23 protein-coding genes are annotated in these 25,248 nt (G+C 71.9%); 15 read left to right on the forward strand and 8 right to left on the reverse strand.

The annotated features are described in order from the left end of the window. The first annotated feature begins 48 nt into the window (after positions 1–48). The 7 genes from ACFVTH_RS11710 (at position 49) to ACFVTH_RS11740 (ending at position 7,717) form a co-directional block, all read left to right on the forward strand. The gene (locus ACFVTH_RS11710; RefSeq protein ID WP_387090796.1) at positions 49–984 is read left to right on the forward strand and encodes an ABC transporter substrate-binding protein; all 936 of its coding nucleotides are present in this window, start codon (positions 49–51) and stop codon (positions 982–984) included. Further along, positions 981–1,967, forward strand: a complete 987-nt coding sequence (locus tag ACFVTH_RS11715; protein ID WP_387090798.1) for an amino acid ABC transporter permease — start codon at positions 981–983, stop codon at positions 1,965–1,967. The genes ACFVTH_RS11710 and ACFVTH_RS11715 overlap by 4 nt, the downstream gene beginning before the upstream one ends. Next, entirely contained in the window at positions 1,964–2,779 is an 816-nt protein-coding gene (locus tag ACFVTH_RS11720) for an amino acid ABC transporter ATP-binding protein (protein WP_387090800.1), read from the forward strand. The genes ACFVTH_RS11715 and ACFVTH_RS11720 overlap by 4 nt, the downstream gene beginning before the upstream one ends. Before the next feature lie 173 nt (positions 2,780–2,952). Then, positions 2,953–3,531 carry a TetR/AcrR family transcriptional regulator gene (locus ACFVTH_RS11725; protein WP_387090802.1) on the forward strand — a complete coding sequence of 193 codons (579 nt, stop codon included), beginning with the start codon at positions 2,953–2,955 and terminating at the stop codon, positions 3,529–3,531. 87 nt (positions 3,532–3,618) lie between these two features. Next, complete coding sequence (locus tag ACFVTH_RS11730) at positions 3,619–5,013, forward strand: cytosine permease (protein ID WP_387090804.1); 1,395 nt, start codon at positions 3,619–3,621, stop codon at positions 5,011–5,013. Beyond that, positions 5,010–6,137: a DUF917 domain-containing protein gene (locus ACFVTH_RS11735; RefSeq protein WP_387090806.1), complete on the forward strand. Its 1,128-nt coding sequence runs from the start codon at positions 5,010–5,012 to the stop codon at positions 6,135–6,137. The genes ACFVTH_RS11730 and ACFVTH_RS11735 overlap by 4 nt, the downstream gene beginning before the upstream one ends. Next, positions 6,137–7,717 (forward strand): hydantoinase/oxoprolinase N-terminal domain-containing protein, encoded by a 1,581-nt coding sequence (locus ACFVTH_RS11740; protein WP_387090809.1) that lies wholly within the window; start codon positions 6,137–6,139, stop codon positions 7,715–7,717. Before ACFVTH_RS11735 ends, ACFVTH_RS11740 begins: the two co-directional genes overlap by 1 nt. Before the next feature lie 71 nt (positions 7,718–7,788). On the opposite strand, the gene ACFVTH_RS11745 is transcribed toward ACFVTH_RS11740, so the two are convergent. The 3 genes from ACFVTH_RS11745 to ACFVTH_RS11755 all read right to left on the reverse strand — a co-directional run bounded on the left by ACFVTH_RS11745 (position 7,789) and on the right by ACFVTH_RS11755 (position 9,778). After that, positions 7,789–8,148 (reverse strand): DUF1048 domain-containing protein, encoded by a 360-nt coding sequence (locus tag ACFVTH_RS11745; protein WP_387090812.1) that lies wholly within the window; start codon positions 8,146–8,148, stop codon positions 7,789–7,791. Positions 8,149–8,342: 194 nt separating this feature from the next. Beyond that, the gene (locus tag ACFVTH_RS11750; protein ID WP_387090815.1) at positions 8,343–9,023 is read right to left on the reverse strand and encodes a hypothetical protein; all 681 of its coding nucleotides are present in this window, start codon (positions 9,021–9,023) and stop codon (positions 8,343–8,345) included. A 62-nt stretch (positions 9,024–9,085) separates the two neighbouring features. Next, positions 9,086–9,778, reverse strand: a complete 693-nt coding sequence (locus ACFVTH_RS11755) for a TetR/AcrR family transcriptional regulator C-terminal domain-containing protein (protein WP_387090818.1) — start codon at positions 9,776–9,778, stop codon at positions 9,086–9,088. A 101-nt stretch (positions 9,779–9,879) separates the two neighbouring features. Here ACFVTH_RS11755 and ACFVTH_RS11760 point away from each other — a divergent pair, with 101 nt between their 5' ends. From ACFVTH_RS11760 to ACFVTH_RS11770, 3 genes are all read left to right on the forward strand, one after another. Next, complete coding sequence (locus ACFVTH_RS11760; RefSeq protein WP_387090820.1) at positions 9,880–10,947, forward strand: NAD(P)-dependent alcohol dehydrogenase; 1,068 nt, start codon at positions 9,880–9,882, stop codon at positions 10,945–10,947. A gap of 122 nt (positions 10,948–11,069) precedes the next feature. Next, positions 11,070–11,543 (forward strand): SRPBCC domain-containing protein, encoded by a 474-nt coding sequence (locus ACFVTH_RS11765; RefSeq protein ID WP_387090823.1) that lies wholly within the window; start codon positions 11,070–11,072, stop codon positions 11,541–11,543. Continuing rightward, positions 11,540–11,857, forward strand: a complete 318-nt coding sequence (locus ACFVTH_RS11770) for an ArsR/SmtB family transcription factor (RefSeq protein WP_386938224.1) — start codon at positions 11,540–11,542, stop codon at positions 11,855–11,857. The genes ACFVTH_RS11765 and ACFVTH_RS11770 overlap by 4 nt, the downstream gene beginning before the upstream one ends. Here ACFVTH_RS11770 and ACFVTH_RS11775 read toward each other — a convergent pair. From ACFVTH_RS11775 to ACFVTH_RS11785, 3 genes are all read right to left on the reverse strand, one after another. Next, a complete protein-coding gene (locus ACFVTH_RS11775) occupies positions 11,832–13,103 on the reverse strand; it encodes a glycosyltransferase (RefSeq protein ID WP_387090825.1) in 1,272 nt (423 codons plus the stop codon). The two genes, ACFVTH_RS11770 and ACFVTH_RS11775, sit on opposite strands and share 26 nt — an antisense overlap. A gap of 111 nt (positions 13,104–13,214) precedes the next feature. After that, complete coding sequence (locus ACFVTH_RS11780; RefSeq protein ID WP_387090828.1) at positions 13,215–15,299, reverse strand: discoidin domain-containing protein; 2,085 nt, start codon at positions 15,297–15,299, stop codon at positions 13,215–13,217. A 92-nt stretch (positions 15,300–15,391) separates the two neighbouring features. Further along, on the reverse strand, positions 15,392–15,844 hold the full coding sequence (locus ACFVTH_RS11785; RefSeq protein WP_386938219.1) for an Lrp/AsnC family transcriptional regulator: 453 nt from the start codon (positions 15,842–15,844) through the stop codon (positions 15,392–15,394). Positions 15,845–15,949: 105 nt separating this feature from the next. On the opposite strand from ACFVTH_RS11785, the gene ACFVTH_RS11790 reads away from it, so the two are divergent. After that, positions 15,950–16,666 (forward strand): LysE family translocator, encoded by a 717-nt coding sequence (locus ACFVTH_RS11790; protein WP_387090831.1) that lies wholly within the window; start codon positions 15,950–15,952, stop codon positions 16,664–16,666. A gap of 144 nt (positions 16,667–16,810) precedes the next feature. Here the strand turns inward: ACFVTH_RS11790 and ACFVTH_RS11795 are convergent, their stop codons facing one another. Then, positions 16,811–17,485: a CatA-like O-acetyltransferase gene (locus ACFVTH_RS11795; protein WP_387090834.1), complete on the reverse strand. Its 675-nt coding sequence runs from the start codon at positions 17,483–17,485 to the stop codon at positions 16,811–16,813. Positions 17,486–17,701: 216 nt separating this feature from the next. Here ACFVTH_RS11795 and ACFVTH_RS11800 point away from each other — a divergent pair, with 216 nt between their 5' ends. The 3 genes from ACFVTH_RS11800 to ACFVTH_RS11810 all read left to right on the forward strand — a co-directional run bounded on the left by ACFVTH_RS11800 (position 17,702) and on the right by ACFVTH_RS11810 (position 21,021). Then, entirely contained in the window at positions 17,702–19,294 is a 1,593-nt protein-coding gene (locus ACFVTH_RS11800) for an ABC-F family ATP-binding cassette domain-containing protein (RefSeq protein WP_387090837.1), read from the forward strand. 81 nt (positions 19,295–19,375) lie between these two features. Continuing rightward, positions 19,376–20,452 carry a winged helix DNA-binding domain-containing protein gene (locus ACFVTH_RS11805; RefSeq protein WP_387090841.1) on the forward strand — a complete coding sequence of 359 codons (1,077 nt, stop codon included), beginning with the start codon at positions 19,376–19,378 and terminating at the stop codon, positions 20,450–20,452. Positions 20,453–20,484: 32 nt separating this feature from the next. Continuing rightward, complete coding sequence (locus ACFVTH_RS11810; protein ID WP_387090844.1) at positions 20,485–21,021, forward strand: dihydrofolate reductase family protein; 537 nt, start codon at positions 20,485–20,487, stop codon at positions 21,019–21,021. Between the two features lie 322 nt (positions 21,022–21,343). Here ACFVTH_RS11810 and ACFVTH_RS11815 read toward each other — a convergent pair whose 3' ends face one another. Next, positions 21,344–23,704, reverse strand: coding sequence for a beta-N-acetylglucosaminidase domain-containing protein (locus tag ACFVTH_RS11815; protein WP_387090847.1), 2,361 nt, complete (start codon positions 23,702–23,704; stop codon positions 21,344–21,346). Between the two features lie 304 nt (positions 23,705–24,008). On the opposite strand from ACFVTH_RS11815, the gene ACFVTH_RS11820 reads away from it, so the two are divergent. Beyond that, the gene (locus ACFVTH_RS11820; protein ID WP_387090850.1) at positions 24,009–25,247 is read left to right on the forward strand and encodes an ROK family transcriptional regulator; all 1,239 of its coding nucleotides are present in this window, start codon (positions 24,009–24,011) and stop codon (positions 25,245–25,247) included. Position 25,248: the final 1 nt, after the last annotated feature.

Raw genomic sequence — 25,248 nt, forward strand, 5'->3', positions numbered from 1 at the left:
CTTTCGAACCCACGACAACCCGTCCCACCCCACGACAAGGAAGTCACGATGAACGCACGCACCACCACCCTCGTCGGCGCGACCGCCGCCGCGGCCGCCCTCGCCCTCGCGCTGACCGGCTGCTCCGGCTCCGGCTCGGGCGCCACGGCCGCGCAGGGCCCCGAGCTGCCGACGGGCGACGAGGTCTCGACGACCGTCGACGCGAAGCTCACCGCCCTGCTGCCCGAGGAGATCGTCGAGAAGGGTCGGCTCGACATCGCCCTCGACATCCCGTTCCCGCCGATGGCGATGTACGACGAGACGAACCGCGCCGTCGGCTTCGACCCCGAGCTCGGGCGCCTCCTCGGCCAGAAGCTCGGCATCGACGTCTCGCTCAACAAGCAGGCCTTCGACTCGGTCATCCCGTCGCTGCAGGCGAACAAGAACGACCTCATCATGAGCGGCATGAACGACACCCCCGAGCGTCAGGAGACGGTGAGCTTCGTCGACTACACGCACGGCGGCTTCGCGATCCTCGTGCAAGCCGGCAACGAGGTCGGCGTCACGACCCAGCAGGACCTCTGCGGCAAGACCGTCGCCGTGCAGAAGGCGACCGTGCAGGGCGAGCTGCTGCGGGCGATGGACTGCGACGGCGAGCCGGTCACCGTCACCGAGCTGCCGAGCGACCTCGACGCGCAGACGGCCCTGCGCGCGGGCAAGAGCGACGCCTACGTCGCCGACGCGGTCGTGGCCGAGTACGTCGCCGCGACGACCGACGACGGGGAGGCCTTCGACGTCGTGCGCGACCCCGAGAACCCGGCCGGCTTCAACCCCGTCTACAGCGGCATCGGCATCCTCAAGGACGAGACCGAGCTCATCGAGGCGGTGCGCCAGGCCCTGCAGGCGCTCATCGACGAGGGCGCCTACCAGGCGGTGCTCGAGCGGAACAACATCGCCGCCTACGCCGTCGAGTCGGCCGAGGTGAACCAGGGGGCCACGGAATGACGACCGCGCCGACGGCGCCCGCCGGACGGGCGGCCGCCTTCGCACCGGATGCCACGGACGACGACGTGCGGGCGATCCCGCTGCGCCGCCCGTGGCGGTGGATCAGCGCCGCCGTGGTGCTGCTCCTCGCCGCCGGGTTCGTGAGCTCGGTGCTGACGAACCCCAACATCGACTTCGCCGCGATCGGGCAGTTCCTCGTCGACCCGCGCATCATCGACGGCGTCGTGCTGACGCTCGTGATCACCCTCGTCGCGATGGTGGTCTCGACGCTGCTCGCGATCGTCATCGCTGCGATGCGGCTCTCGTCGAACCCGGTGCTCTCGACGGTCGCCTGGTTCTACGTGTGGGCGTTCCGCGGCACCCCGTTGCTCGTGCAGATCGTGCTGTGGGGCTACCTCGGGCTGCTGTACGAGCAGCTCACCATCGGCATCCCGTTCACCGACATCGTGTTCTGGCAGGTCGACACGAACGTGCTGATCACGGCGATGGTCGCGGGCCTGCTCGCGCTGACGCTCAACCAGGCCGCGTACTCGTCGGAGATCGTGCGCGCCGGCATGGTGTCGGTCGACGAGGGGCAGCGCGAGGCCGCGTTCTCGCTGGGGATGTCTCCGCTCTACACCTTCCGCCGGGTGCTGCTGCCGCAGGCGATGCGCGTGATCATCCCGCCGATGGGCAACGAGACCATCTCGATGCTGAAGAACACCTCGCTGCTCTCGGTCATCGCAGTGCTCGAGATCTACACCCAGGCGACCGTGATCTCGTCGCAGAACCTCAAGCAGGTCGAGCTGCTCATCGTCGCGAGCCTCTGGTACCTGCTGATGACGAGCATCCTCTCCATCCCGCAGTACTACCTGGAACGCCGGTTCGGACGCGGCTCGAGCCGCACCCTGCCGCCGACGCCGTGGCAGCGGCTGCGGGCGACGTTCACCACGCGCAGGGCCGTCGAGCCCGCGCCCGAGACGAAGGCGGTCAGCGCCGTATGAACAGCATCGCCACCACCGCAGCCTCCTCCGACGCGGGGACCGCAGCCGAGGCCCGGCCGCTCGTCGAGATCCGCCGGGTGCGCAAGAGCTTCGGCGCCCACCAGGTGCTCCGCGACGTCTCGCTCGCGGTGCCCGAGGGCACCGTGACGGTGCTGCTCGGCCCCTCGGGCTCGGGCAAGTCGACGCTGCTGCGCTGCATCAACCACCTCGAGTCGATCGACGGCGGCCGCATCATCGTCGACGGCGAGCTCATCGGCTACCGCCAGGCTGGCCACGACATCCACGAGATGACGCCGCGGCAGATCGCCAGGCAGCGCCGCGACATCGGCATGGTGTTCCAGAGGTTCAACCTCTTCCCGCACCTCACCGCGCTCGAGAACATCACCGAGGCGCCCGTCGGCATCGCCGGCGTTCCACGGGCGAAGGCGAAGGCGCGCGCGCTCGAGCTGCTCGACCGCGTCGGCCTCGCCGACTTCGCGGGGCACTACCCGTCGCAGCTCTCGGGCGGCCAGCAGCAGCGCGTCGCGATCGCCCGCGCGCTCGCCATGGACCCGAAGCTCATGCTCTTCGACGAGCCGACCTCGGCGCTCGACCCCGAGCTCGTCGGCGACGTGCTCGACGTGATGCGCGAGCTCGCGAACGACGGCATGACCATGATCGTCGTCACCCACGAGATCGGCTTCGCCCGCGGCGTCGCCGACCAGGTGGTGTTCATGGACGGCGGCGTCGTCGTGGAGGCGGGCCGGCCCGAGGAGGTGCTCGACCGTCCGCAGCGGCAGCGGACGCGCGACTTCCTCGAGAGCGTGCGCTGAGGGGGACTCGAGAACGAGGGGGCTGGGGGAGCCGAGGGCCTCGGTGCGACGACTCGTCGCCGGGGCCCTTCGGCGCGCCGCCTGCCCTCGAACGCGTCGCCTGCGGAACAGAGGCTTGCGGCGGCCGGCGACGCAGGCTATCGTCTGCCTAACTAATGATCGTTAGGCAGGCGATGACCAGAGCACAGATCCTCTCCGAAGCCCGCGTGGTCTTCGGGCGCCGGGGCTACGCCGAGGCCAGCCTGCGCGAGATCGCCGGGGCCGTCGGCATCAAGACGCCCTCGCTGTACGCGCACTTCCCCAGCAAGGAGGCGCTGTACGAGGCGGTCTACGCCGAGGTCGTCGTCGAGCACACCGCGTTCTTCGACGAACTCGCCCGGGCGAGCGGCGAACTGCCGCCCCTCGAGCGCCTCGGCCATCTGCTCGGCGGCATCGAGGCGTACTACCGTGATCGCCCCGACCTCGCCGAGTTCAGCCTGCGCGCCGCCGTCGCCGAGTACGGACCTGGCGGCCAGAACCTGCGCGAGATCTTCCTCGACTCCGAGTCGACCCTCGCCGCCGCCGTGCGCGCCGCGTACGACGACGGCGTGACCGCGGGCGCGTTCGCACCCGGCGACGCCGAGGGCTTCACCGCCCTCGTCTTCGTCATCATGGACGGCCTGTTCCTCCAGCTCACCCATTACGAGCCCGAGGTCTACCGCGAGCGATTCGACCGCGCGTGGCGACATCTCTCCGCCGCACTCGCAGCCTGAGGCATCCCCCACCCCACCCCCATCACCGCCGACCCGTCGCCCCTCATCGAGGCGAGCGTTCGCGACGGTCTCCTCGAAAGACATCTCATGGAATCCACCGACTACGAGCACGGAGCCGTGCCCGCCGACCAGCGCAAGAGCTGGATCTCGATCGCCGCCGTCTGGATCGCGATCGGCATCGACCTCTCCGGCGCCTTCCTCGGCGTCGCCCTCGCGACCGGCATGTCGTTCTTGCCGGCGATCGCCGCGACCGTCACCGGCTCACTGCTGCTCGGCCTGCTCGCCATGGCGTGCGCGTACGTCGGCGCCGCCACCGGCCTGTCGACCGCGATGCTCTCGCGCGCGGTGTTCGGCAAGATCGGCGGCGCGGTGCTCGCGATCGCCCTCGCCGTGAGCCTCCTCGGATGGTTCGCGGTGCAGGCGGGCTTCTTCGGCAGCAACGCCCAGATCGCCTTCGCCGAACTCACGGGGCTCGACGTCCCGGTGCAGCTGTTCACCGCGATCGGCGGCGTGCTCATGGTGCTCACCGCGCTCTGGGGCTACCGGTCGATCTCGCGGCTCAGCACCCTCGCCGTTCCGCTGCTGCTCCTGCTGCTCGTCGTCGGCGTCGTCGTCGCGTTCGCCGAGTTCGGCACGGGCGGCCTCGACGCGCCGGTCGAGGCGACGATCACCTTCGGCGGCGCGGTGTCGCTCGTCATGGGCATCTTCATCCTCGGCGTCGTCTCGGCGCCCGACATGGCGCGCTGGGCGAAGACGCCGCGACAGGCGATGGCGGCGGGCTTCGTCGGCTTCTTCTTCGGCAACTCGATCATCATCGTCGTCGCGATCCTGCTCGCCCGGGTCATGGACCAGTCCGAGCTCATGACCATCTACTTCACGCTCGGGCTCGGTCTCGTCGCCGTCGTGGTGCTGATCCTCGCACAGTGGACGACGAACACCACCAACATCTACTCGGCGGCGCTCAGCTTCTCGTCGATCAGCGGTCGACTGAACCGACGCACGCTGACCATCGTCGGCGGCGCCGTCGGCATCGTCATCGCCGTGCTCGGTGCGGCCGACTTCTTCGTGCCCTTCATCCTGGCCATCGGCGTGGTCATCGCACCGTACGGCGGGGTCTACCTCGCGGCGTACCTCACGGGCCGCCGCGGCTCGCGCTTCACGCCGGGCGCCGCCGTGCCGACGGTCGACGTGTGGTCGGTCGTCGCCTGGGCGGCGGGCATCCTCGTCGCGCTCGCGACCACGAATCCCGCCGACGGCCTCGGCTTCGGCTGGGCCTCGATCACGACGATCTCGGCCCTCGACGGGCTGCTCGCCGGCTTCGTCGTCTACCTGGCGCTCGCGCCGCTGCGGCACCGCGAGCTGCCCGGTGCCGACCCGACGGGCGAGGATGCCTCAGCGCCCACCGCTGCCGACGACGACGAGCCGAGCGGAGCCGCGGAGCCACGGGAGACCGCCCGCACCAGCGGAGAGGCGACCGCATGAGCGAGCGTTTCATCACCGAGGCCGACGTCGACGCGATCGCCCTCGGCGCCGCGGTGCTCGGAACCGGGGGCGGCGGCGACCCGCACGTCGGCTCCCTCATCGCCAAGCGACTCATCCGGCTGCACGGCCCGGTGCGCCTCATCGAGGTCGACGAACTCGACGACGGCGACTTCGTCGTGCCGATCGGCGGCATCGGCGCGCCGTCGGTGAGCGTCGAGCGCATCCAGGCCGAATCCGAGCTGACCGCAGCCCTCCGGGCCATCGAGGGAGCGACCCGGCGCGTGCCGACCGCGGTCATGCCGATCGAGGTCGGCGGCGGCAACTCGATGATCCCGATCGCCGCCGCGGCGCTCGCCGGGCTGCCGGTCGTCGACGGCGACGCGATGGGCCGCGCGTTCCCCGAGGCGCAGATGGTGACCTTCCACCTCGCGGGCTACGGGCCGGGCGCGACGGTGCTCGTCGACCACCACGGCAACGAGGTCGTCAGCCGCCCCGTCGACGGGGCCTGGTCCGAACGGCTCGCCCGCGCGGCGACCGTCGAGATGGGCGGCGCCGCGACCATGATCGACTACGCCTACGGCGGCGCCGTCGTGCGCGAATGCGCCATCCCGGCGACGCTCACCGCGGCGAAGCGGATCGGTGCCATCCTCCTCGGTCGCGGTGCCGGCGGCGTCGAGCTCCGCGACGACGAGAAGATCGACGCGCTCTGCGCGGAGCTCGGCGGCGTGCGGCTCTTCGACGGCAAGGTCGCCGACCTGCAGCGGCAGGTCGAGGGCGGCTTCACCCGCGGGGCTGCCGAGCTCGAGGGCGTCGGCGCCGACCGGGGCGCCGGGTTCCGGCTCGACTTCCAGAACGAGATGCTGCTCGCCCGGCGCGACGGCGAGCTCGCGGCCGTGACCCCCGACCTGATCTCGGTGCTCGACCTCGCGACGGGGCAGCCGATCACGACCGAGGCGCTGCGGTACGGCGCCCGCGTGGCGGTCGTCGCGATGCCCTGCCACGAGAAGTGGCGCACTCCGGTCGGGCTCGAGAACGCGGGACCCGCCCACTTCGGCTACGACGTCGAGTGGCAGCCCGTCGAGCGGCTCACCCGACGTCGGAACGAGCGGAAGGAGGCCGCGTGATGGTTGGGATCAGCGCGGGCGCGTACCGCATCGGCATCGACGTCGGCGGCACCAACACCGACGCCGTCATCCTCGACGAGCGACTCGCCGTCGTGGCGTCGGTGAAGCGGCCGACGACGGCCGACACCGGCGAGGGCGTGGCCGCGGCGATCGATGCGGTGCTCGAGGCATCCGGCATCGACCCGTCGCTCGTGACGCACGCCATGCTGGGCACCACGCACTGCACGAACGCGATCGTCGAACGGCGCGGCCTCGGCCGGGTCGGCGTCCTGCGCCTCGGCGCACCCGCGACGACGGCGGTGCCGCCGCTCGAAGGCTGGCCCGACGAGCTGCGCCGTGCGATCGGCGAGCACGCCCACGTCGTGCACGGCGGGTTCGAGGTCGACGGGCGTCTGCTCGCCGCCCTCGACGAGGACGAGGTGCGCGAGGCCTGCCGGCGCATGCGGGGCGAGGTCGACGCGGTCGCCGTCGTCGGCGTGTTCTCGCCCGTCGACGAACGCCAGGAGGAGCGGGTCGCCGAGATCGTCGCCGAGGAGCTCGGCGTGCCCGTCTCGCGCTCGGCCCGGATCGGCTCGCTGGGCTTGCTCGAGCGCGAGAACGCGACCGTGCTCAACGCGGCGCTCATGCGGACGCTGCAGCAGATGGCGACGGGCTTCGTCGCCGCATTGCAGGCGAGGGGCATCGACGCGACGCCCTACTTCGGGCAGAACGACGGCACGCTCATGCAGCTCGAGTACGCGCTCGAGTTCCCGGTGCTCACGATCGGCTGCGGGCCGACGAACTCGATCCGCGGAGCGGCGCACCTCTCGGGTGCGAGCGACGCGCTCGTCGTCGACATCGGCGGCACGACGACCGACATCGGCGTGCTCGTCGACGGGTTCCCGCGGCAGTCGGCGCACGCGGTCGAGATCGGCGGCATCCGTACGAACTTCCGCATGCCCGACGTGCTCTCCGTCGGCCTCGGCGGCGGCACGATCGTGCGCACGGAGCCGACGGACTCCGGGCGCCGGATCGTGCTCGGCCCCGACAGCGTCGGATACCGGCTGCCCGAGGAGGCGCTCGCCTTCGGCGGCTCGACCCTCACCGCGACCGATGTCGCGCTCACGGTCGGAGGGGTGCGCCTCGACGGAATCGAAGCGCCCGCCGTCGACCCAGGGCAGGCACGCGCCGCGTGGGCGGCGATCCGCGAGCTCCTCGAGGACACCATCGACCGCATGAAGCCGAGTGCCGCGCCCGTGCCCGTGATCCTGGTGGGCGGCGGCAGCATCATCGCCCCCGACGAGCTCGACGGCGTCGGCACGCTCATCCGCCCCGATCACTTCGGTGCGGCGAACGCCGTCGGTGCCGCGCTCGGCGAGATCGCCGGCCAGATCGAGAAGATCTATCGGCTCGACGGGCCCCGCGCCGACCGGCGTGCCGCGCGCGCCGACGCCTCGACCGAGGCCGTGGACCGTGCACGACTCGCCGGCGCCGACCCGGCGACGGTCGAGGTCGTCGCGATCGAGGAACTCCCCGTCGCGTACAGCGACGGACAGGCGGTGCTCATCCGGGCGCGCGCGGTGGGGCGGCTCGCGGCCTGAAACTGCGACGCTCGACCGCAACGACGACCGAGGACCCGGGGCATCGCCCCGGGTCCTCGGTCGGGCACGGGTCAGCCGTCGGCCGGCCCGATCGCATCGATCGCGCGCCGCAGCTCGGCGCGCAGCCTCGCCGACTCCCGGCCGGCGGTGTGATGCGCACGCAGGGCGTCCACGACGGCGGCGGGGTCGTCGCCGGCGAACTCGCCGACCGAACGGCCGTCGGCGTGGGCCTGCTCCAGGCACGCGGCCAGGTCGTCGAGCGTCGCGCCGAGCGCGCGCTCACCGGAGACGTCGAGGCATTGCGCGAGGTAGGCCGCGAACGCGTCGAACGCCGCGCGGAAGTCGGTCGGCAGGTGGTCGACGGCCGGATCGGTCGGACGCTGCTCGCGGACGTCGCCTGCCGTGGACCGTGGCGACTCGATGATGCTCATTGCGTGCTCCTCCTTCGTCCGACGACACCCGGGTGTGGTGTCATCGGACGCTAACATCCGCGTCCCTCCTCGAACGGGCCCCGTCGTCGGGCGCGGGATCATTGGCAGGAATTCCTCGAACCCGAGGCGGGGATGCGGGGATCACGGTGCCCCGCGTCGGCTCCCCGCCCGAAGTGCGTCGGGAACGCCGAGCGCTACAGGTACGGCAGGTACCGCAGGATCAGGAAGGCGATCAGGAACCCGACGATCGCGCACATCACCCAGGCGATCGCCGCCCCGAGGTACCAGCTCTGCGCGAGTTCGAGCCGCTCACGGGCGGGGTCGTCGCGTTCGTGGCGCCGGATGACCCGATCCGTCGCCCGGACCACGGGAAGGACGACCGCGAGCATCAGCAGGAACGCCCCGAACTGCAGCGCGAGCCACCATGATCGGGCGCCCGCGCTCGCGGCGTCGAGGCCGTCGAGGAGTGCGAGGGTCACCGGCTGCGGCCCGCAGAGCGCGAGGAGGGTCACCGCGCCGATCGTCACGATCGCCGCGCGCGCCCAGCGCTCGCGGGCTGAGAGCTGCTCCTTCGGCACGGGCGCGGTCGGCTCGGCGCCCCAGCGCACGGGTTCGCCCGGCCGTCTGCCACGGGCGTGCCAGAGCTGACGCCGCGCGCCGCGGATCGCGATCGGCCAGAGCACCAGCGCGACGAGGGCGGCCGTGAGCCACGCGAAGATCCCGTCCGCGGTGAGACCCCAGCCGAGGCGGTCGCCCGCGAGCACGAGCCCGATCCATGCGCCGAGGCAGAGCGGCACCCCGACGCCGACGGCGAGCCCGGCCCAGAGGAGCTGCTTCGCGAGCGACGGCCGGGTGGGTTCGGGTGCCGAGGTCACTCGCACAGCCTAGGGAGCCGGAGTCGCGTCGGGGTGCAGCATCTGGCGCGCGTCAGCGGGCGTCAGCGCCGCGGCGACGCCTCGGCGGCGCGTCGGCGCTCGAGCCCCTCGAGCACCAGGTCGAGCCCGAACTCGAACTCGGTCTGGTCGTCGCACCAGCCCAGCGTCGAATCGGGGTCGTCGTGCACGACGTCGGCGAGCATCGCGGCGAGGTGCGGCGCGAGGGCGGCGAACTGCGCGGGGTCGGCGGGCGGCTCGGCGGCGTTGTCGTCGTTGAGCTCCTGCACGTAGCCGTACATTCGGCTGCCGATGGCGTGCAGCCCGTGGTGGATGAGGTCGTGCGTGAGCCCGCCGCCGCGCATGATGCCCACGACGCCGTCGGCGTAGGCGATCGCGAGCGTGCCGGGGGTGCCGCGCACGTTCATGAGGGCAGGGGCCCAGGGATGCCGCAGCAGCACCCGGCGCGCGGTGAGGATGCGCGAGCGCAGGGCGGCCGTCCAGGTCGAGGCATCCGTGGGGGGCGGCGCGAAGCCGCCCGTCTCGGCCGCCATCTCGGCGAAGACCTGCTCGATGAGGCCGTCGAGGATCGCCGGCTTGTTGGGCAGGTGGTAGTAGATCGACATCGCCTCGACGCCGAGCTCGTCGGCGAGGGCGCGCATCGTCAGCCGGTCGAGGCCGTCGCGGTCGGCGAGCTGCATCGCGGTCTGCAGCACGCGTTCGCGACTGAGCGGAGTGCGCTCGGCGGTTCTCGGCATGGTCTCACCGTACAGCGTCAGGTAGCTCGGCGGGGGTCTGGACGGGCGTCCTCTCACGGCGTATCTTACCTCGTAAGACTTACGACGTAAGGGAGCATCGCATGTCCATCGGATCGCACCAGGACACCACGGGCCGTCAGGGCGAGCCTGTCGAATCGCCCCGTGAGACGGGCGGGCGGCCGCCCGCGACGATGCGCGCCGCCCGCATCGATCGATTCGGCCCGCCCGAGGTCGTGCGCCTCGTCGAGCTGCCGCGACCCGAACCGGGCCCGGGGGAGCTGCTCGTGCGGGTGCGGGCCGCAAGCGTGAGCGTCGCCGACGAGCGGATGCGCTCGCGCCGGCTACCGCGCGGCTTCAGCCTGATGGTGGCGCCGACGGTCGGGCTGTTCCGACCGAAGGTGCGCGTGCTCGGCATGGACGCCGCCGGCGTCGTCGCGGCGGTCGGCGACGGGGTCGAGCGCTTCGCCGTCGGCGACGAGGTCGTCGTGATGCGCGGCTCGCGCATGGGCTGCCACGCCGAGTACGTGACGATCGCCGCCGACGGCCAGGTCGCGCGCAAGCCTGCGAACCTCTCGTTCGAGGAGGCCGCGGCGATCGTCTTCGGCGGGCACACGGCGCTGCGCTATCTCGATCGCGTCGACGTCGGCCCGGGCAGCGAGGTGCTCGTGAACGGCGCCTCCGGCGCGGTCGGCTCGGCGACGGTGCAGCTCGCCGCGGCCCGGGGCGCCACGGTGACGGCGGTCACGAGCGGCCGCAACGCCGAGCTCATGCGCTCGCTCGGCGCCGACCGCGTCATCGACTACTCGAAGCAGGACTTCGCGGCGCCGGGCGCGGCGGCCCGCTACGACGTCATCGTCGAATGCGTCGGCAACGCCCCCTTCGAGCGGGTCGCGCACCTCCTCCGGCCGGGCGGTGCGCTGCTCCTCGTGATCCTCGACCTGCACGGGCTCCTCTTCGCGAAGCGGCAGTCGCGTCGCAGCGGGCTCGTCGTCGACCACGAGGGCGGCCGCATGGATGCCGCGGGCATGGAGCGGCTGGCTGCGCTCGCCGAGACCGGGGCGCTGCGACCGGTGATCGATCGCGTCGTCGATCTCGACGAGGTGGTCGAGGCGCACCGCTACGTCGACGGCGGCCGCAAGCGCGGGAGCGTGGTCCTTCGGGTGGCGTGAGTAAATGCAACCAAAGGGTTGCGTCCCGACGAATGGTGTGCAACTCTTGAGTTGCAGGTGATCGCACGATCGCCGAGACATCCACCACGGCATTCGCCGGAAGGAGCGCGATCATGGTGAGCATGACCCGCAACGAAGCATCCGTCATCGATGAAGGGGCCTTCACGGTTCGACGCACGATCCGCATCGCCGCGCCCCTCGACAAGGTGTGGCGCGCCGTCACCGAACCCGAGCACATCTCGCGCTGGTTCGGCGAGACCGTGCTCGACGGGGCCGGCGCCGGCGCCACCGGCACGATGACGTTCGACGGGTACGGCGTCATCCCGCTGCGCGTCGAGGCGATCGACGCCCCGCGCTCGGTCTCGTACCGCTGGGGCAACGACGACGCACAGCCCCGACGGCCCGAGGGCATCGACGAGGCGACGACGACCGTCTTCACGTTCACCCTCGACGAGGTCGACGGCGGCACCGAGCTCACGGTCGTCGAGACCGGGTTCGACCGCACGAGCGACCCGAAGTTCAACATGACCGAGCACGCCGACGGCTGGGTCTCCGAACTCGACAAGCTCGTCGCCCTGCTCGAGGGCGACGCATGAGCTCAGCGACGCTGGTTCCCGTGTTCGCCGCCCTGGGTGACGAGACGCGGTGGAGCATCCTCGCGGCGCTCGGCGAGGGGGATGCCTCGGCATCGGCCCTCGCCGAGCGGCTGCCCGTGACCCGCCAGGCGATCGCGAAGCACCTCGCGGTGCTCGCCGAGGTCGGCCTCGTCGAACCCGTGCGGGTCGGCCGCGAGGTGCGCTACCGCGTGCTCGGCTCGTCGCTGAGCGCGACCGCGGCACGGCTCGACGCCATCGGCCGCGAGTGGGAGCGCCGCCTGGCCGCGATCAAGGAGATCGCGGAGGGGCTGTGACCGGGGCGAGGCTCCCGAGCTCGTCGAGCAGGGTGTTCGCCGCGACATCCCGGTTGATCGCCTCGCCGAGGCGGGCCGCGGCCAGCCGGTACCGGTCGTTCGCGAGCACCTTCTCGATGGCCGCGGCGATCTCGTCGGCCGGCGCACGCCGCGGCACGGCCACGCCCGCGCCCCGCTTCACGACGCGGGCGGCGTTGTCGGCCTGATCGCGGCCGTGGTGCAGCACCACGAGCGGGAGGCCGGCGGCGAGCGCCTTCATGACCGTGCCGTGACCGCCGTGCGTCACGACGACGCGTGCGTGGCGCATCGCCTCGCGATGGGGCGCGGATGCCACGACGACCGTGTTGCCCGGCGCGTCGATCAGCTCGGGCGGAATGGCTGGCCCGGTCGTCATGTACCCGCGCACCGGCAGGGTGCGCAGCGCGTCGGCGATGCGCTGCAGGCAGTCGGCGTGGTTCTGGAAGGTCGACGAGAGCGCCACGAGGACGAGCGGCGCATCGCCGTCGGGCGGTGCGAAGTGCTCGGCGACGGCCCATGCGGGGTCGTCGAGCACCGGGCCGACGAAGCGCACGTTCGCGGGGTAGTCGCCGGGGAACTCGAACTCGGCGGTCGTCAGCACGAGCTCCCGGCGCGCGCGGTGCAGCTGGTCCCAGGTGTGCTCGATCGGCTCGAGGCCGTTGCGCGCCCGAACCCGGTTCAGCGGCTCGACCGTGTAGCGATCGAGCAGTCTCGTGGTGGCGGAACCGGCCAGTCGATCGCGCACCCTGCCGATCGGGCCCCGCATCGGGCGCATCCCGGCTCCGCCGGGCGGACGGCCAGGCACCGGAGCGATGTAGACGTTGGGCATGAGCACGTCGAACGGCACCGATCGCGCCTCGGCCGCGATCATCGCGCCGAGCGTGAAGAAGGTCGTCACGACGAGATCGGGACGCGCGGAGTCGATCGCGGCGAGGGTGTCGGCCGAGTGGCCCGGGGCCGGGCCCGTCAGGTAGTGCTCCGACATGCTCTTCGCGAGCTCGAGCGGGTTCCTGATCGCCCAGTCGCGGAACTCGGTGCTCGGCCGGGCGCTCCAGAGGTGCACCGCCGCCCCGGTCGCCCGGCTCGCGCCGGCCATCGACTCGTCGACGAGCGCGGTGACCCGGTGGCCGCGATCCACCAGCCGGCGCGCGACGCCGAGCTCGGCGGGCACCGTGCCGCCCCCGTCGGCGAGCGCGACGAGGTAGTGGTGCGACGTCGAGCCGCTCATGGAGGCAGCGTAGGTGCGGCGCGGGTGCGGAGCATCCGTGCTGGCGCGGAGATGCCGACGACGCGAAGCGGGCCCGGCGACGACGTCGCCGGGCCCGCGATGCCGAGGGGGTCAGCTTCCGAAGACGCCGAGCTCCCAGATCGAGTAGCCGTACTTCGTGGTGCGCTCGGTGCAGTGCACCCGCACGTACCGGGCGCTCGTCGGCGCGAACGACGCCGTGTCGAGTCCGCCGTCTCCGGTGGTGGTCGACCAGACCGTGCGCCAGCTCTGCCCGTCGTCGGAGAGCTGCACCTCGTACGCCTTCGCGGCCGAACGCTCCCACGTCACGGTCACACGGCTGAGCGGGCGGGACTCGCCGAGGTCGACGCGCAGCCACTGCGGGCTCGTGCCCCAGTTGCCGCTCGCCCAGCGGGTGTCGGCCTTGCCGTCGACCGCCCGGCCGGGCGCGAAGCTCGTGAACGGGTTCCACTCGCTCGAGCTCGACGTCGCGGCCCTGCCGGTCGCGAGGTTCTGCGAGCTCTCGTGGCCGCGCGTCGCCTCCCAGGTCTGCAGGTACGACTCGGCGCCCGACATCAGGTCGTCGACGAGCTCGTCGCCGCCGCCCGCGAGCCGGAGCTGCTCGATGTAGTCGGGTGCGAGGCCCGAGTGGGCGAATCCGTCGGTGTTGATGTCGAAGGTGCGCTGGCCGCTGACCTGGCGGTCGACGACGGTGCTGCCGTCGGCGGCCGTGAACGGGTACGACACGGCGACGGGGGCGGTGCCGCCGGCAGGGTGGCTGCCGACGCCGTTGAAGTCGAGGCCGAAGCCGTAGCCCTTGCCGTACTCCGCGCGGAGCGCCGCGGTGTCGCGCCACTCGTCGAGGAAGCCCTCGGCGTCGTGCGGGTAGCCGGTCTTGAACCCGCCGAGCCGGTACAGGCGCTCGGACCAGTTCGAGTCCATCCAGCTGTGGCTCGAGAGCACGCCGGGGTAGTCCTCGGCCTCGAGGATGTCGAGGGCGCGCCCCGCGGCCTTCACGCTCATGTGGTCGAGCTCGACCATCATGTTGCGCGACATCACCGCGCGCAGGGCGTACTCGCCGAGCGAGGTGAGCCCGCGGGTGTTGCACTGGGCCCCCTCGGGGTACGTGGGCGGGTCGGCGCCGGGCAGCTGCTCGGGCACCTCGGCGTTGCCGATCGGGTTGTCGTGCTGCGGGCCCGTGCATGCCTCGGTCTGCCAGTAGGTGCCGGTCGAATAGAACTGGCCGACGTTGATGATCGTGCCCTGCGTGCCGGTGTCGAACCGCACGCCGCAGAGCGCGTTGTCGAACTTGTGGCAGAGGAACATGCTCGAGATGCCGAGCGATTCGAACTCGTCGAGCCCCCGGTCGATGTCGGCCTTGGAGCACTGGGCGACGTCGAGGATCATCTTGCAGCCGAACGGCTCGCTCATCTCGACGCCGAGCACGACGGCGAGCTTGCCGTCCTCGATCACGTCGCGCGCCTGCTCGGGCGTCGTGACGATGCGGAAGAAGCCCTTGCCCGCCCCGCCGTAGATGCCGTCGATGTACGACTCCATCTCACGCGCCTTCTGCGCCTCGAGCCGGATCGCGGTCATCTCGTCGCACGAGCGGTCCTTCGGCATGATCGGCAGCGAGCAGATCACCCCGTTCGTGACGAGGTCGTTGACGAGCACCCGCTGGCCGGCTCGCCAGGAGCGTTCGACCCAGGCGTAGTACGAGGCCTGATGGCTCATCGACGTAGTCTTCGGCCAGTCGGCGAACGTCGGCCAGCCAACGGGGTCGTGCGTGCCGTCGGGGTCGCTCGTGAGCATCTCGAAGAGGGCGCCGCGCCCGTCGGGGTAGTGCTCGGGGCAGTCCTTCAGGGCGTCGGCGACCCCGTTCGGCGAGAACGGGGCGCCGCAGATCATGCGGCCGCCGAAGCCCTCGTTCGAGTTGAGGTGCGTGTGCGAGTCGATGAATCCCCGTACCTCGCCGCCGGGTGCGCCCGTGATCGGGGCCCCCGTGACGTTGAGCTCGACGTCGACGGCCGGGCGGTTCGGGGCGTCCCACCAGTTCTCGGCGGCGGACGCCGGGGCGGCGGGAATGGTGAGGAGCAGAGCGCCGATCGCGGCGATGCCGAGGACGGAGCGGATGGAGCGTCGTCGCCGGCCTTCGGCGAGCGGTGTTGCGGCGGATCTCGAGTGAACGTGGTGCGCCATGTGAGCCTCCTTGCTCGATGGCTCGCAGCGTATTGTGGGACGCGCGTCCCAGTCAAGCGTCCCAAACGATCCATGCGTCCGGATCGAACGCCTCAGATGGGCAGGGGCCGATCGTCGACGATGGTCTTCATGACGAGCGTCGATTCGACGCGTCGCACGCCCGGAAGCGCCGAGAGTCGCTCGTCCCACAGCCGCTGGTACGCCGCGAGGTCGGGCACGGCGACCCGGAGGAGGTAGTCGGGGTCGCCGAACAGGCGCAGCGCCTGGATGACCTCGGGGATCTCGGCCACGGCGGCGTCGAACGCGGGCACGGTCGCGCGATTCGCCTGGTCCATGGTGATGAACACGAGCGCGCCGAAGCCGAGCCCGACCCGCTCGGGGTCGATGACCGCCCGATAGCCCGTGATCGCGCCCGCCTCCTCGAGCGCGCGCAGACGGCGGTGGGTCGGCGACATGCTGAGCTGCACGCGTTCGGCCAGCTCGGTGAGGCTCAGGCGTCCGTCCTGCTGCAGTTCAGCAAGGATTCTCCGATCAGTGGCATCCATGGGGTGGATTCTTCCACGCGCGCGATCTTGAGAAGTGGAATTCAGCAGCGGCTTCCCTCGCGATTCGCCTACCTTCGAGGAGTCCGAAACGAAGGAGGCCCCGCCATGGACGTGCAACTGCTGCTCGCGTGCTCGGTCATGATGACGCTCATGGTGCTGCTGCCGGGCCCCGACTGGGCGTACCTCATCGCGGCGGGCGCGAGCGGGCGGAGCATCGTGCCCCCGCTCGCCGGCGTCCTCCTCGGCTACCTCGCGATCGTCGCCGCCGTCGCGGTCGGCGTCGGCGCGGCGGTCGCGGCGGTGCCTGCGGTGATCGTCGCGCTCACCTTCGCGGCGGCCGCGTACCTGATCCACCTCGGCGTGCGGGTGCTGCGCGACCCGCCGGTCGTCGTCGCGCCCGCGGGCGCTGCGGGTGCTGGGGGTGCTGGGGGCGCTGCGAGCGCTGGGGGCGCTGCGGCGGGCGGCGACCTCGACGGTCGGCCGCCCGCCGTGGCTTCCGACCGCCCGTGGCGGCGACTCGCGCAGGGCGCGGGCGTCAGCGGGCTCAATCCGAAGGGGCTGCTCGTGCTCGTGGTGCTGCTGCCCCAGTTCACGGATGCCGCGGGGTCGTGGCCGATCCCGGTGCAGCTGGCCGTGCTCGGCCTGCTCTTCGTCGGCTGCTGCGCGCTGGTCTACACGGGGGTCGGCCTCGGGGCGCGAGCGGTGCTGCGCCTGCGGCCCTCGGCGATGCGCATCGTCTCCCGGGTGTCGGGTGCCGCCATGATCGTGCTCGCCGTGGTGCTCGTCGCCGAGCAGGTGTCGCACCTGGCCGGGTGGGTGTGAGCCATCAGGACCGGGGCGGCTCGACGGTCTCGAGGTCGGCGTCGGTGCGCACCTCGACGCGGTCGCGCCGGGCCTCGATGACCTCGACGTCGGGCCGGTGACGCGTTCGTACAGTCGCGAGGCGGCCGGATGCGTCGGGTCGCCTCAGCCGTCGACCCACGACGGGTCGGCGAAGAGCGCCTCGAGCTCGACGATCAGCCGGGCCGTGTGGAACCCGTCGGCCGAGGCGTGGTGGATCTGCACCGCGAAGGGGAGCAGGGTGCGCCCCGCACGCTCGACGTAGCGGCCGAGGGTGAAGATCGGGGCGAAGTGGTTCGAGCCTCCGTCGATCTGCAGGGTGAAGCCCGTGAAGCTCGCCCAGGGGATGCTCGACACGTCGAAGCCGTTCGCCGGCAGGCCGCCCTGCGGGAACATCTCGGTCGCCGTCGACGCGCTCGCGAGCACCTCGGTCGCGGTGTCGTGGAACCGCCCGAAGTCGGCGTCGTACGGCACCGAGACCGCGGCGAAGGTCTCGCGCGCGGGGTTGAACACCGTGAAGGCCGGATGCACGACCGGCCACGTCGCCGGCCGGCCGTCGTCGGTGAGCGTCATGCGGAACTCGGAGTGCCGGTTGACGACGTTCGCGATCGCCCAGATCTGCGCCGGGTAGGTCTTGCGCGACGAGGTTCGCAGCGCCGCGACGAACGCCGTGACGTCGAGCTCGACCGTCATCGCGTACGTGCAGGGCACGCGGTGCCGGTAGTGCTCGAACGTCTCGCGGCGCGGCCAGGTCTCGAGATCGATCGGCGTGGGCTGCGGGGTCGGCTGCGGTGTCGGCATGCGTCCGATCCTCGCACCCCGGCGTTCCGGCACGTCGACGGCCCGACCAACCCGACCCCTCCCGACCTCGCCATGCTGCCGTCGCATCACGAACGAGCACGGCACTTCGAGGGGGCGCGCAGGCGCCGTCGATAGACTCGACGCCGGCTCGAGGCATCCGTCTCGCCGACTCTCGCCCCCTGCGCAACGCACCGCACCCCGAAATCGAGGACGCCCGTGAGCCTGATCCGCCTGAACGACGTGAGCATCGACATCGAGGGACGGCCGGTGCTGAAGGAGGCGTTCCTCAAGCTCAAGCAGGGCGACCGCGTCGGCCTCATCGGCAAGAACGGCACCGGCAAGACGACGCTGCTCGAGGTCGTGCTCGGCCGACGCGAACCCTCGGGCGGCACCCGTGACGTCACGCTCGGCACCACGATCGGGTACTTCTCGCAGTTCTCGGAGCTCGACGGCGAGCAGAGCATCCAGCAGACGCTGAGCGCCCACTTCGCCGACGTGCACGAGACGCAGGCCCGGCTCGACGAGATCGGCCTCGCGCTCGCCGAGCCCATGGCCGACGACGAGATGACGCGACTGCTCACGGAGCAGGGCGAGCTGTTCGAGCGCATGGACCACATCGGCGGCTGGACCTACGAGACGACGATCGACACCGTGCTCACCCGTCTCGGCTTCGACACCGAACGCCGAGCGTTGCCCGTCGACCGCCTCTCGGGCGGGTGGCGCAACCGGGCCGCGCTCGCGCAGATCCTGGTGCAGGCGCCCGACGTCCTGTTGCTCGACGAGCCGACGAACTTCCTCGACCTCGACGGCGTGAAGTGGATCGAGAACTGGCTGCAGTCGTTCGCGGGCGCCGTGCTCGTCGTGTCGCACGACCGGCAGTTCCTCGACGGGGTGGTCGACCGCATCATCGAGGTCGAGAACTACCGCCTCCAGGAGTACGAGGGCGACTACTCGGCCTACGTGCACGCCAAGCAGTCGCGGCTCAAGATGCTCGAGAAGCAGTTCGCCCACGAGGAGGAGCTGCTCGCCTACGAGCAGGCCGCGTCGACCGCACGCCGTGAAGCCGCCCGCAACCCGTCGAACGCCGTGGCCCGGCGCCTCGCCGACATCAAGAAGCGGCAGGCACCTCGCCCGATCGACCAGATCATCACCTCGATCTACGACGGGCTGAAGGTCTCGAACGACCTGCTCACCGTGACCGGGCTCTCGAAGGGCTTCGGCGGCGAGCCGCTCTTCGACGGGGTCGCGTTCGACCTCCAGCGGGGCGACCGCGTCGCGGTGATCGGCTCGAACGGCTCGGGCAAGTCGACGCTGCTCGACGTGCTCGCGGGCGAGACCGAGCCCGACTCGGGCAGCGTGCGCTGGGCGAAGGGCGCCCGCTTCGTCTCGTACAACCGGGTGTACGCCGAGCTCGACCTCACCGACACCGTGGGGCACGCGGTGAACGCCTACCCCGACTCGCTCGCGTTCACGGCGACGAAGAAGAGCGTGGGCCGGTTCCTCGCGATGCTCCAGTTCTCCGAGGACGACCTGAAGCAGAAGATCGGCACCCTCTCGGGCGGCCAGCGGGCGCGCGTGGCGATCGCCCAGTGCCTGCTCTCGGGGGCGGCGGTGATCGTGCTCGACGAGCCGACGAACCACCTCGACATCACGTCGACGCAGGTCATGGAGCGGGCGCTCACGCACTTCCCCGGCGCGGTCGTGGTGGTGTCGCACGACCGATTCTTCGTCGACAAGCTCGCCGACCGCCTGCTCGTGTTCGAGGGCGGCGGGCGGGTCGTCGAGAAGCCGGCGACCGGGGCGCTGTAGCCGGAACCAGCGCGAGGGATCCTCTCGCCCTGCGCGGGCGGTGCGCTGGTCTCGCCGGGGCATCGCAAATACGCTGCAATGGTGCTCACCGATCGCGATCTCGCCCGCTGGCGGCTGCGCTCGCAGCTGCTCGCCGCTCCCGTCCACAGCGCCGAGGAGGTGGTGGGCGCCCTCACCGCCGTGCAGGCCGAGAACCCGTCGCAGTCGGCCTGGGCGGTCGCGACGCGTACGACGACCCCCGACCGACGCGATCTGGCGGCCGCGCTCGCCGAGGGGCGCGTGCTGCGGATCCACGTGCTGCGATCGACCTGGCACTACGTGCGCGCGGAGGACGCGCAGTGGCTGCAGGAGCTCACGGCGCCCCGCGTGATGCCGGTGTTCGAGCAGCAGCTGCAACCGCTCGGCGACCGCGTCGACGCGCTCGGCGACGCCGTGGTGGCGATGCTCGACGAGACACCCGACCGCACCAGGGGCGAACTCGCCGAGGCGCTCGCCGCCCGTGGCGATCAGCTCACCGGCCAGCAGCTCATGCTGCTGCTCGGGCGCCTCGAGGTGCTCGGACTGGTGTGCAGCGGTGTGCCGCGCGACGGGGAACACAGCTACGCGCTGTTCGCCGATCGGGTGCCCGGCCCGCGGCGCCTCGACCGCGACGAGGCGCTCGCCGAACTCGCGCTGCGCTACTTCACCTCGCACGGGCCGGCCACCGAACGCGACCTCGCGTACTGGGCGACCCTCACCGTGACCGATGTCCGCCGAGGCCTCGCCGCGGTCGCCGACCGGCTCGACTCGTTCGAGCACGACGGACGCACCTTCTGGCACGCGCCGGGCGGGCCGCCGAACTCCGTCGAGCCGGCCGGCCACCTGCTGCAGGTGCTCGACGAGATGTACCGCGGGTATCAGGACTCGCGCTGGGTGCTCGACGGCGAGGGTGTCGTTCCCCGCGCCAGGGAGACGGCGATCGGCATGGCGCTGGTCGACGCGCAGCTGCTCGGGGCGATGAAGCGCACGGTGACGAGCAAGGCCGTGACCTTCGCGGTGCGACCGTATCGCGCCCTCGCGGGGGCAGAGCAGGCCGCCCTCGACGACGCGGCGGCACGATACGCCGCCTACCTCGGCCTCGAGTCCCGCGTGGAGGTCGCTGCGGCCGATCGTCCGTGACATCCGGCGACCCGAGGCGCATGCTGGGGCGCATGGGCAACGTGACGATCTCCTTCGAAATGACGCTCGACGGGGCGTTCGACCAGATGGAGCACTGGTTCGACGAGAACGACCCGGGCCTGCAGCGGGCGAGCGACGAGCTCGTGTTCGGCGCCGACGCCGTGCTGCTCGGCCGCCGGAGCTACGAGTTCTTCCGCGAGTACTGGCCCGCGCAGACCGACGAGCGCGGCTTCGCGGCGCACTACAACGCGCTGCCGAAGTTCGTCGCCTCGACGACGCTGACCGGCCCCCTCGACTGGAACTGCACCCTCATCGAGGGCGATCTCGCCGAGTACGTGCGGGGGCTCCTCGAGCGGTACGACTCGATCATCTCGCACGGGTACGGCGGGGTCGCCGCCGCGCTCGTCGACGCCGGCCTCGTCGACGAGGTGCACGCGGGCATCCACCCGTTCATCGTCGGCAATGCCGAGGACCGGCTGCGCTCGCCGCATCCGGTCGGGCTGCGGCTGCTCGACACGCAGGTCTCCGACTCGGGCATCATCGCGGCGAGGTACGCGCCGCTCGGCTGAGGGCTCGCTCCCTGCGAGCCGGCTGCGCGTTCCGGCGCGCCGACGCTCCCGCTGCGAATGCCCGTGAGGCGACCCGAACGCTCCGGACCTTCCCGTACGGCTGTGCTGGTTCCGCCTCACGATGAGGCGGAACTGGCACAGGCCCGAATGAGGAGCCCCCAGCCGCAGCGAGCCGAGATCGTGACCGGGGCTCGACGCCGGGGCCCGACGCCGGCGCCCGACGTCGGGGCCCGACGCCGGGGCTCTGCGTGAGCGCCGAGACGCGAAGCGCCCTCCCGCTCGATCGAGCGGGAGGGCGCTTCGCCTCAGTTCGTCGTCGGCCTCACTTCGCCGCGTAGATGCCGAACTCCCAGATCGAGTAGCCCCACGTGGTCTTGCGGTCGATGCCCTGCATGCGCACGTACTGCACCGGGTCGGCCTCGTCGAAGGTGAAGAGGTCGAGCCCGCAGGTCGAGTCGTCGACGGTGCGGATCGTCGTCCAGGTCACCCCGTCGGTCGAGGTCTGCAGCTCGTAGGCGTTCGCGCAGGCCGACTCCCAGTTGAGGGTGACGCCGCGCACGACCGTCGGCTCGGCGAGCTTCACCTGCACCCACGAGTCGTCGGTGTAGCCCGAGGCCCAGCGGGTCGACGGCTTGTCGTCGTTGACGTTCGCGGCGCCGAACTGCGGCACCTCGACGCTCGACGCGGTCGCCGTGCCCTTCGGCGCGACGTTGACGACGTCACCGGCGTCCCACATGGCGAGCGTGAAGCCGATGCGGCCGTGGAAGACGTCGAGCACGCCGTCGGCGATGCGCACCTTGGCCTTGCCCCACGTGTTGTCGGGCGGGTCGACGAGCACCGCGGCGGCCTGCGCGGCAGTCGCCTTCGCCGAAGCCGCGAGCTCGTCGGAGCCCGCCTCGTCGCCGTCGAGGCGCGCCTGCACCGCGTCGAGCAGTTCGACCGTCGACTCGCCCCAGAGCGCCGTCGCGTCGAGCCACGGGCTCGCGTCGGAGAGGAAGGCGGGGTCGGTCGGGCCGCTGCGGATCGCGTCGGGCGCCTCGCTGACGGCGACGGCGTACTCGCGGAGCTCGGCGACGGCGCCGGCCTTGTCGCCGGCCTCCCAGCTCTCCCAGAACGCCGTGATGCGGGCGTTCAGCTCGGGCGACTGCGGCTGCCACGGCGCTCCGAAGCTCGGGGCGAGGTGGTTCAGGTCGGCGAAGACGCGGAGCGAAGCGGCCGTCGAGGCATCCCCGTTCGCGACGTAGCGCAGCGCCTGCGACCAGTTCTCGCCGGCGTCGTAGGCCTCGTCGTTCCAGGTGAAGTCGGCGACGCCGAAGATCGCGATCTTGCTGGCGGCGGCCTGGTTCATCGGGTTCGAGACGATGCCGGAGAGGTACTCGCCGAGGCCGGCCTCGCGCTTGTCGTACGGGGCGAGCAGCAGGCGGCCCGAGGTCTGGCCGTAGTCGTTCACCGGGTAGTTGTCCCACAGGAACGTCGGGCCGCCGAAGACCGTCGCGGCCTTCTGCGCCTGCGCGACGGTGACCTCCTGCGGCACGACGCCCTCGCCGGTCCACATCACGACGACGTCCTCGTCCATGCCGCGGAGCGCGGTCTTGTAGCCCGAGTCGGTGGTGTTGTAGTACTCGGTCGGCACCATCTGCAGGGGGTACGCCCCCTCGTGCGTCTCGATGAACTCCTTCTGCACGCGGTCGAGGAACGAGGCCTGCGCGATGCCCGCGGTGCGCCCGCTCGGGGCGCCGAACGCGGTGCGGTCGCCGTCGCAGTGCCAGCGCGCGTAGTCGATGTCGTCGAGCGGGATGTTGAAGGCCCGCACGCCGAGGTCGTACATCTGCTGCAGCTTGCCCGTGAGCGCCTCGTAGTCGGCGTCGCTCGAGTAGCAGACGGTGTTGCCGGGCGAGAGCGCGAAGGTGAAGCGAACGTGGTTCGCGGTCGCGGCCTGCACGAGGTCGCCGAGCTCGGCGAGCTTGTCGGCGGGGTACGGGTCGCGCCACTTGTCGCGGTGGTACGGGTCGTCCTTCGGGGCGTAGATGTAGGTGTTCGCCTTGACGTCGCCGTAGAACTCGAGCTGGTCGAGCCGCTCGTCGTGCGACCACGGCTCGCCGTAGAAGCCCTCGATCGTGCCGCGCAGCGGCATCGAGGGGAAGTCGCTCACCGCGGCACCGGCGATGCGGTACCCGCCGTCGTCCTTCGGCACGAACAGCTGCTCGAGCGTCTTCACGGCGTAGTACTGGCCGGCCGCGTCGACGCCGCCGAGCGCGACGGTGCCGAGCGGACCCGTGGAGGCATCGGCCCGGATCGCATAGCCCTCGGCGTGCGTGGGCACCTCGGTCTCGCCGAGCACCGATCGGATGTCGCTGCGGGACGCCGCACCCAGCCCGATCGTGAGCGGGGCCCGCCCCGAGCGCGTGGTGCGTTCGTCGATGCGATCGACGCCGTGCTCGGTGAGGGTCTCGCGAAGCGCGGCCAGCGCCGCGGCGTCGGTGCCGTCGTCGACGACGAGCTCGACGCGACCCGGCACGTTGAGGTCGGAGCCCGCGCGGTCGATCGACTGCGGGGTCGGGCTCACGGCGGGCAGCGGTCCCGTCGGCGGGGCCGCAGCGGCGGGGAGCGGGACGAGCACCCCGGCCAGGGCGACGGCGCAGACTCCTGCCGTGGCCAGCGTCTTGCGAATTGATTGCATCATTGCCTCCAACTTCTCGACGATCGTCGTGTCGCCCGAGGCACGGAGTCGTCGCCGCGCCCGACGGCGCGCAGCACCGCGGATCGGCGGTAGGGCGCGCTGACGGAGCGGGGGAGTCCCGCGGCCAATCCCCGACCGCGGGACCCGTGCGACGGAGGAGATCCGTGCATCCGGCCCACTTTGTTGACTTAGTAAACTAAGTTGGGTCGAACCTAGGCGATCGCTGTGGACGCGTCAAGGGGCAAGATGTTCTCGTGCCCGGCAGCGCGGCCGGCGACCGTTTCGCCCGACCGAGGAGACGATGACCGTGAGCACCGCCAGCCCGCAGCGCAGATCCGCTCTCCTGCGCCGATTCGCGAGCACCGGGCTGCCCGACGCCCAGACGGTGATCCGCCGCGAGAACCTGCTCCGGGCGCTCGCGCTCATCGCGCGCGAACCCGCCCCCGTGACCCGGGCCGTCATCGCGCGGCGCACCGGCCTCACCTCGGCGACCGCGTCGTCGCTCGTCGCCGAGCTCATCGAGGTCGGCCTCGTCACTGAGACCGGGCCCGCCGAGAGCACCGGCGGCAAGCGCGCGACCCGCCTCGAGATCGACGGCGACACCCACCTCATCGTCGTCGCGGTCGTGCGCACCCGGGCCGTCGACACCGCGCTCGTCGACCTCGCCGGCCGCACCGTCGCGAGCCGTCGGGTCGACCACGCCGGCGGGGTGGAGGTCGAGGCGGTCGTCGACGCGGTCCGCGAGATCACGCGGGGCGTCGAGTCGCGGGTGCTCGCCGCGTGCGTGCAGGTGCCCGGCGTCACGGCCGAGGGGGTCGTCGTCGACAGCGTGCAGCTCGGCTGGTTCGGCGTGCCGCTCGCGAGCCTGCTGGAGGAGGCGATCGGCGCGCCGACCTCGGTCGTCAACGACGTCGACGCCGAGGCGCTCACGGAGGCCGCCGACGCCGGGGAGGGCGTGATCCGGCTCGTCGTGCACCTCGGCGAGGGTGTCGGCGCCGCGGTCACGAACGGCGGCACGCTCATGTCGGGCGCGACCGGGCGGGCCGGCGAGATCGGCCACGTCCGCGTGGTCTTCGAGGGCGACCGCGCGACGTGCCGGTGCGGCCTGTCGGGATGCCTCGAGTCGGCGGCCTCGATGAGCGCGATGCTCGGCGACGCCTACACCGACGAGCTCGACGGGCACGACACGAGCCTGCTCGCCTCGACCGCCGACTCCCGCGAGCGCATGGCCGTCGGCGCCCGCGCGCTGTCGCGGGCCCTGCGCATCATGGCGGCCCTGCTCGACCCCCAGGAGGTCGTCATCGCCGGCGCCGCCCCGGCGCTCGGGCCCCACTTCCTCGGCACCCTGCGCGACGAGTACGAGATGTACCCGGCCAAGGGCACGGCCCCGGTGCCGATCCGCTACGGGCGGGCCGAACTCGGCCGGTACCTCGGTCCGGCACGGTCGGCGCTCGCGCCGATCCTCGGCGATGCGCTGCCGCTGACGGAGGCAGCCCCGGCCTCGGAGGCGCCGTCGGACGAGACACCGCCCGCCCTCGTACAGTGAG

The organism is Agromyces sp. NPDC058104 (assembly GCF_042884835.1).
GTDB lineage: Bacteria > Actinomycetota > Actinomycetes > Actinomycetales > Microbacteriaceae > Agromyces.

Coding starts and splice junctions, on each gene's coding strand:
- ACFVTH_RS11795 (WP_387090834.1), bottom strand. CDS start 17,485: ATGCCGACACCGCAGCCGACCCCGCAGCCCACGCCGATCGATCTCGAG.
- ACFVTH_RS11790 (WP_387090831.1), top strand. CDS start 15,950: ATGGACGTGCAACTGCTGCTCGCGTGCTCGGTCATGATGACGCTCATG.
- ACFVTH_RS11740 (WP_387090809.1), top strand. CDS start 6,137: ATGGTTGGGATCAGCGCGGGCGCGTACCGCATCGGCATCGACGTCGGC.
- ACFVTH_RS11770 (WP_386938224.1), top strand. CDS start 11,540: ATGAGCTCAGCGACGCTGGTTCCCGTGTTCGCCGCCCTGGGTGACGAG.
- ACFVTH_RS11760 (WP_387090820.1), top strand. CDS start 9,880: ATGTCCATCGGATCGCACCAGGACACCACGGGCCGTCAGGGCGAGCCT.
- ACFVTH_RS11710 (WP_387090796.1), top strand. CDS start 49: ATGAACGCACGCACCACCACCCTCGTCGGCGCGACCGCCGCCGCGGCC.
- ACFVTH_RS11780 (WP_387090828.1), bottom strand. CDS start 15,299: ATGGCGCACCACGTTCACTCGAGATCCGCCGCAACACCGCTCGCCGAA.
- ACFVTH_RS11715 (WP_387090798.1), top strand. CDS start 981: ATGACGACCGCGCCGACGGCGCCCGCCGGACGGGCGGCCGCCTTCGCA.
- ACFVTH_RS11810 (WP_387090844.1), top strand. CDS start 20,485: ATGGGCAACGTGACGATCTCCTTCGAAATGACGCTCGACGGGGCGTTC.
- ACFVTH_RS11755 (WP_387090818.1), bottom strand. CDS start 9,778: ATGCCGAGAACCGCCGAGCGCACTCCGCTCAGTCGCGAACGCGTGCTG.
- ACFVTH_RS11775 (WP_387090825.1), bottom strand. CDS start 13,103: ATGAGCGGCTCGACGTCGCACCACTACCTCGTCGCGCTCGCCGACGGG.
- ACFVTH_RS11785 (WP_386938219.1), bottom strand. CDS start 15,844: ATGGATGCCACTGATCGGAGAATCCTTGCTGAACTGCAGCAGGACGGA.
- ACFVTH_RS11730 (WP_387090804.1), top strand. CDS start 3,619: ATGGAATCCACCGACTACGAGCACGGAGCCGTGCCCGCCGACCAGCGC.
- ACFVTH_RS11815 (WP_387090847.1), bottom strand. CDS start 23,704: ATGATGCAATCAATTCGCAAGACGCTGGCCACGGCAGGAGTCTGCGCC.
- ACFVTH_RS11725 (WP_387090802.1), top strand. CDS start 2,953: ATGACCAGAGCACAGATCCTCTCCGAAGCCCGCGTGGTCTTCGGGCGC.
- ACFVTH_RS11745 (WP_387090812.1), bottom strand. CDS start 8,148: ATGAGCATCATCGAGTCGCCACGGTCCACGGCAGGCGACGTCCGCGAG.
- ACFVTH_RS11765 (WP_387090823.1), top strand. CDS start 11,070: ATGACCCGCAACGAAGCATCCGTCATCGATGAAGGGGCCTTCACGGTT.
- ACFVTH_RS11720 (WP_387090800.1), top strand. CDS start 1,964: ATGAACAGCATCGCCACCACCGCAGCCTCCTCCGACGCGGGGACCGCA.
- ACFVTH_RS11735 (WP_387090806.1), top strand. CDS start 5,010: ATGAGCGAGCGTTTCATCACCGAGGCCGACGTCGACGCGATCGCCCTC.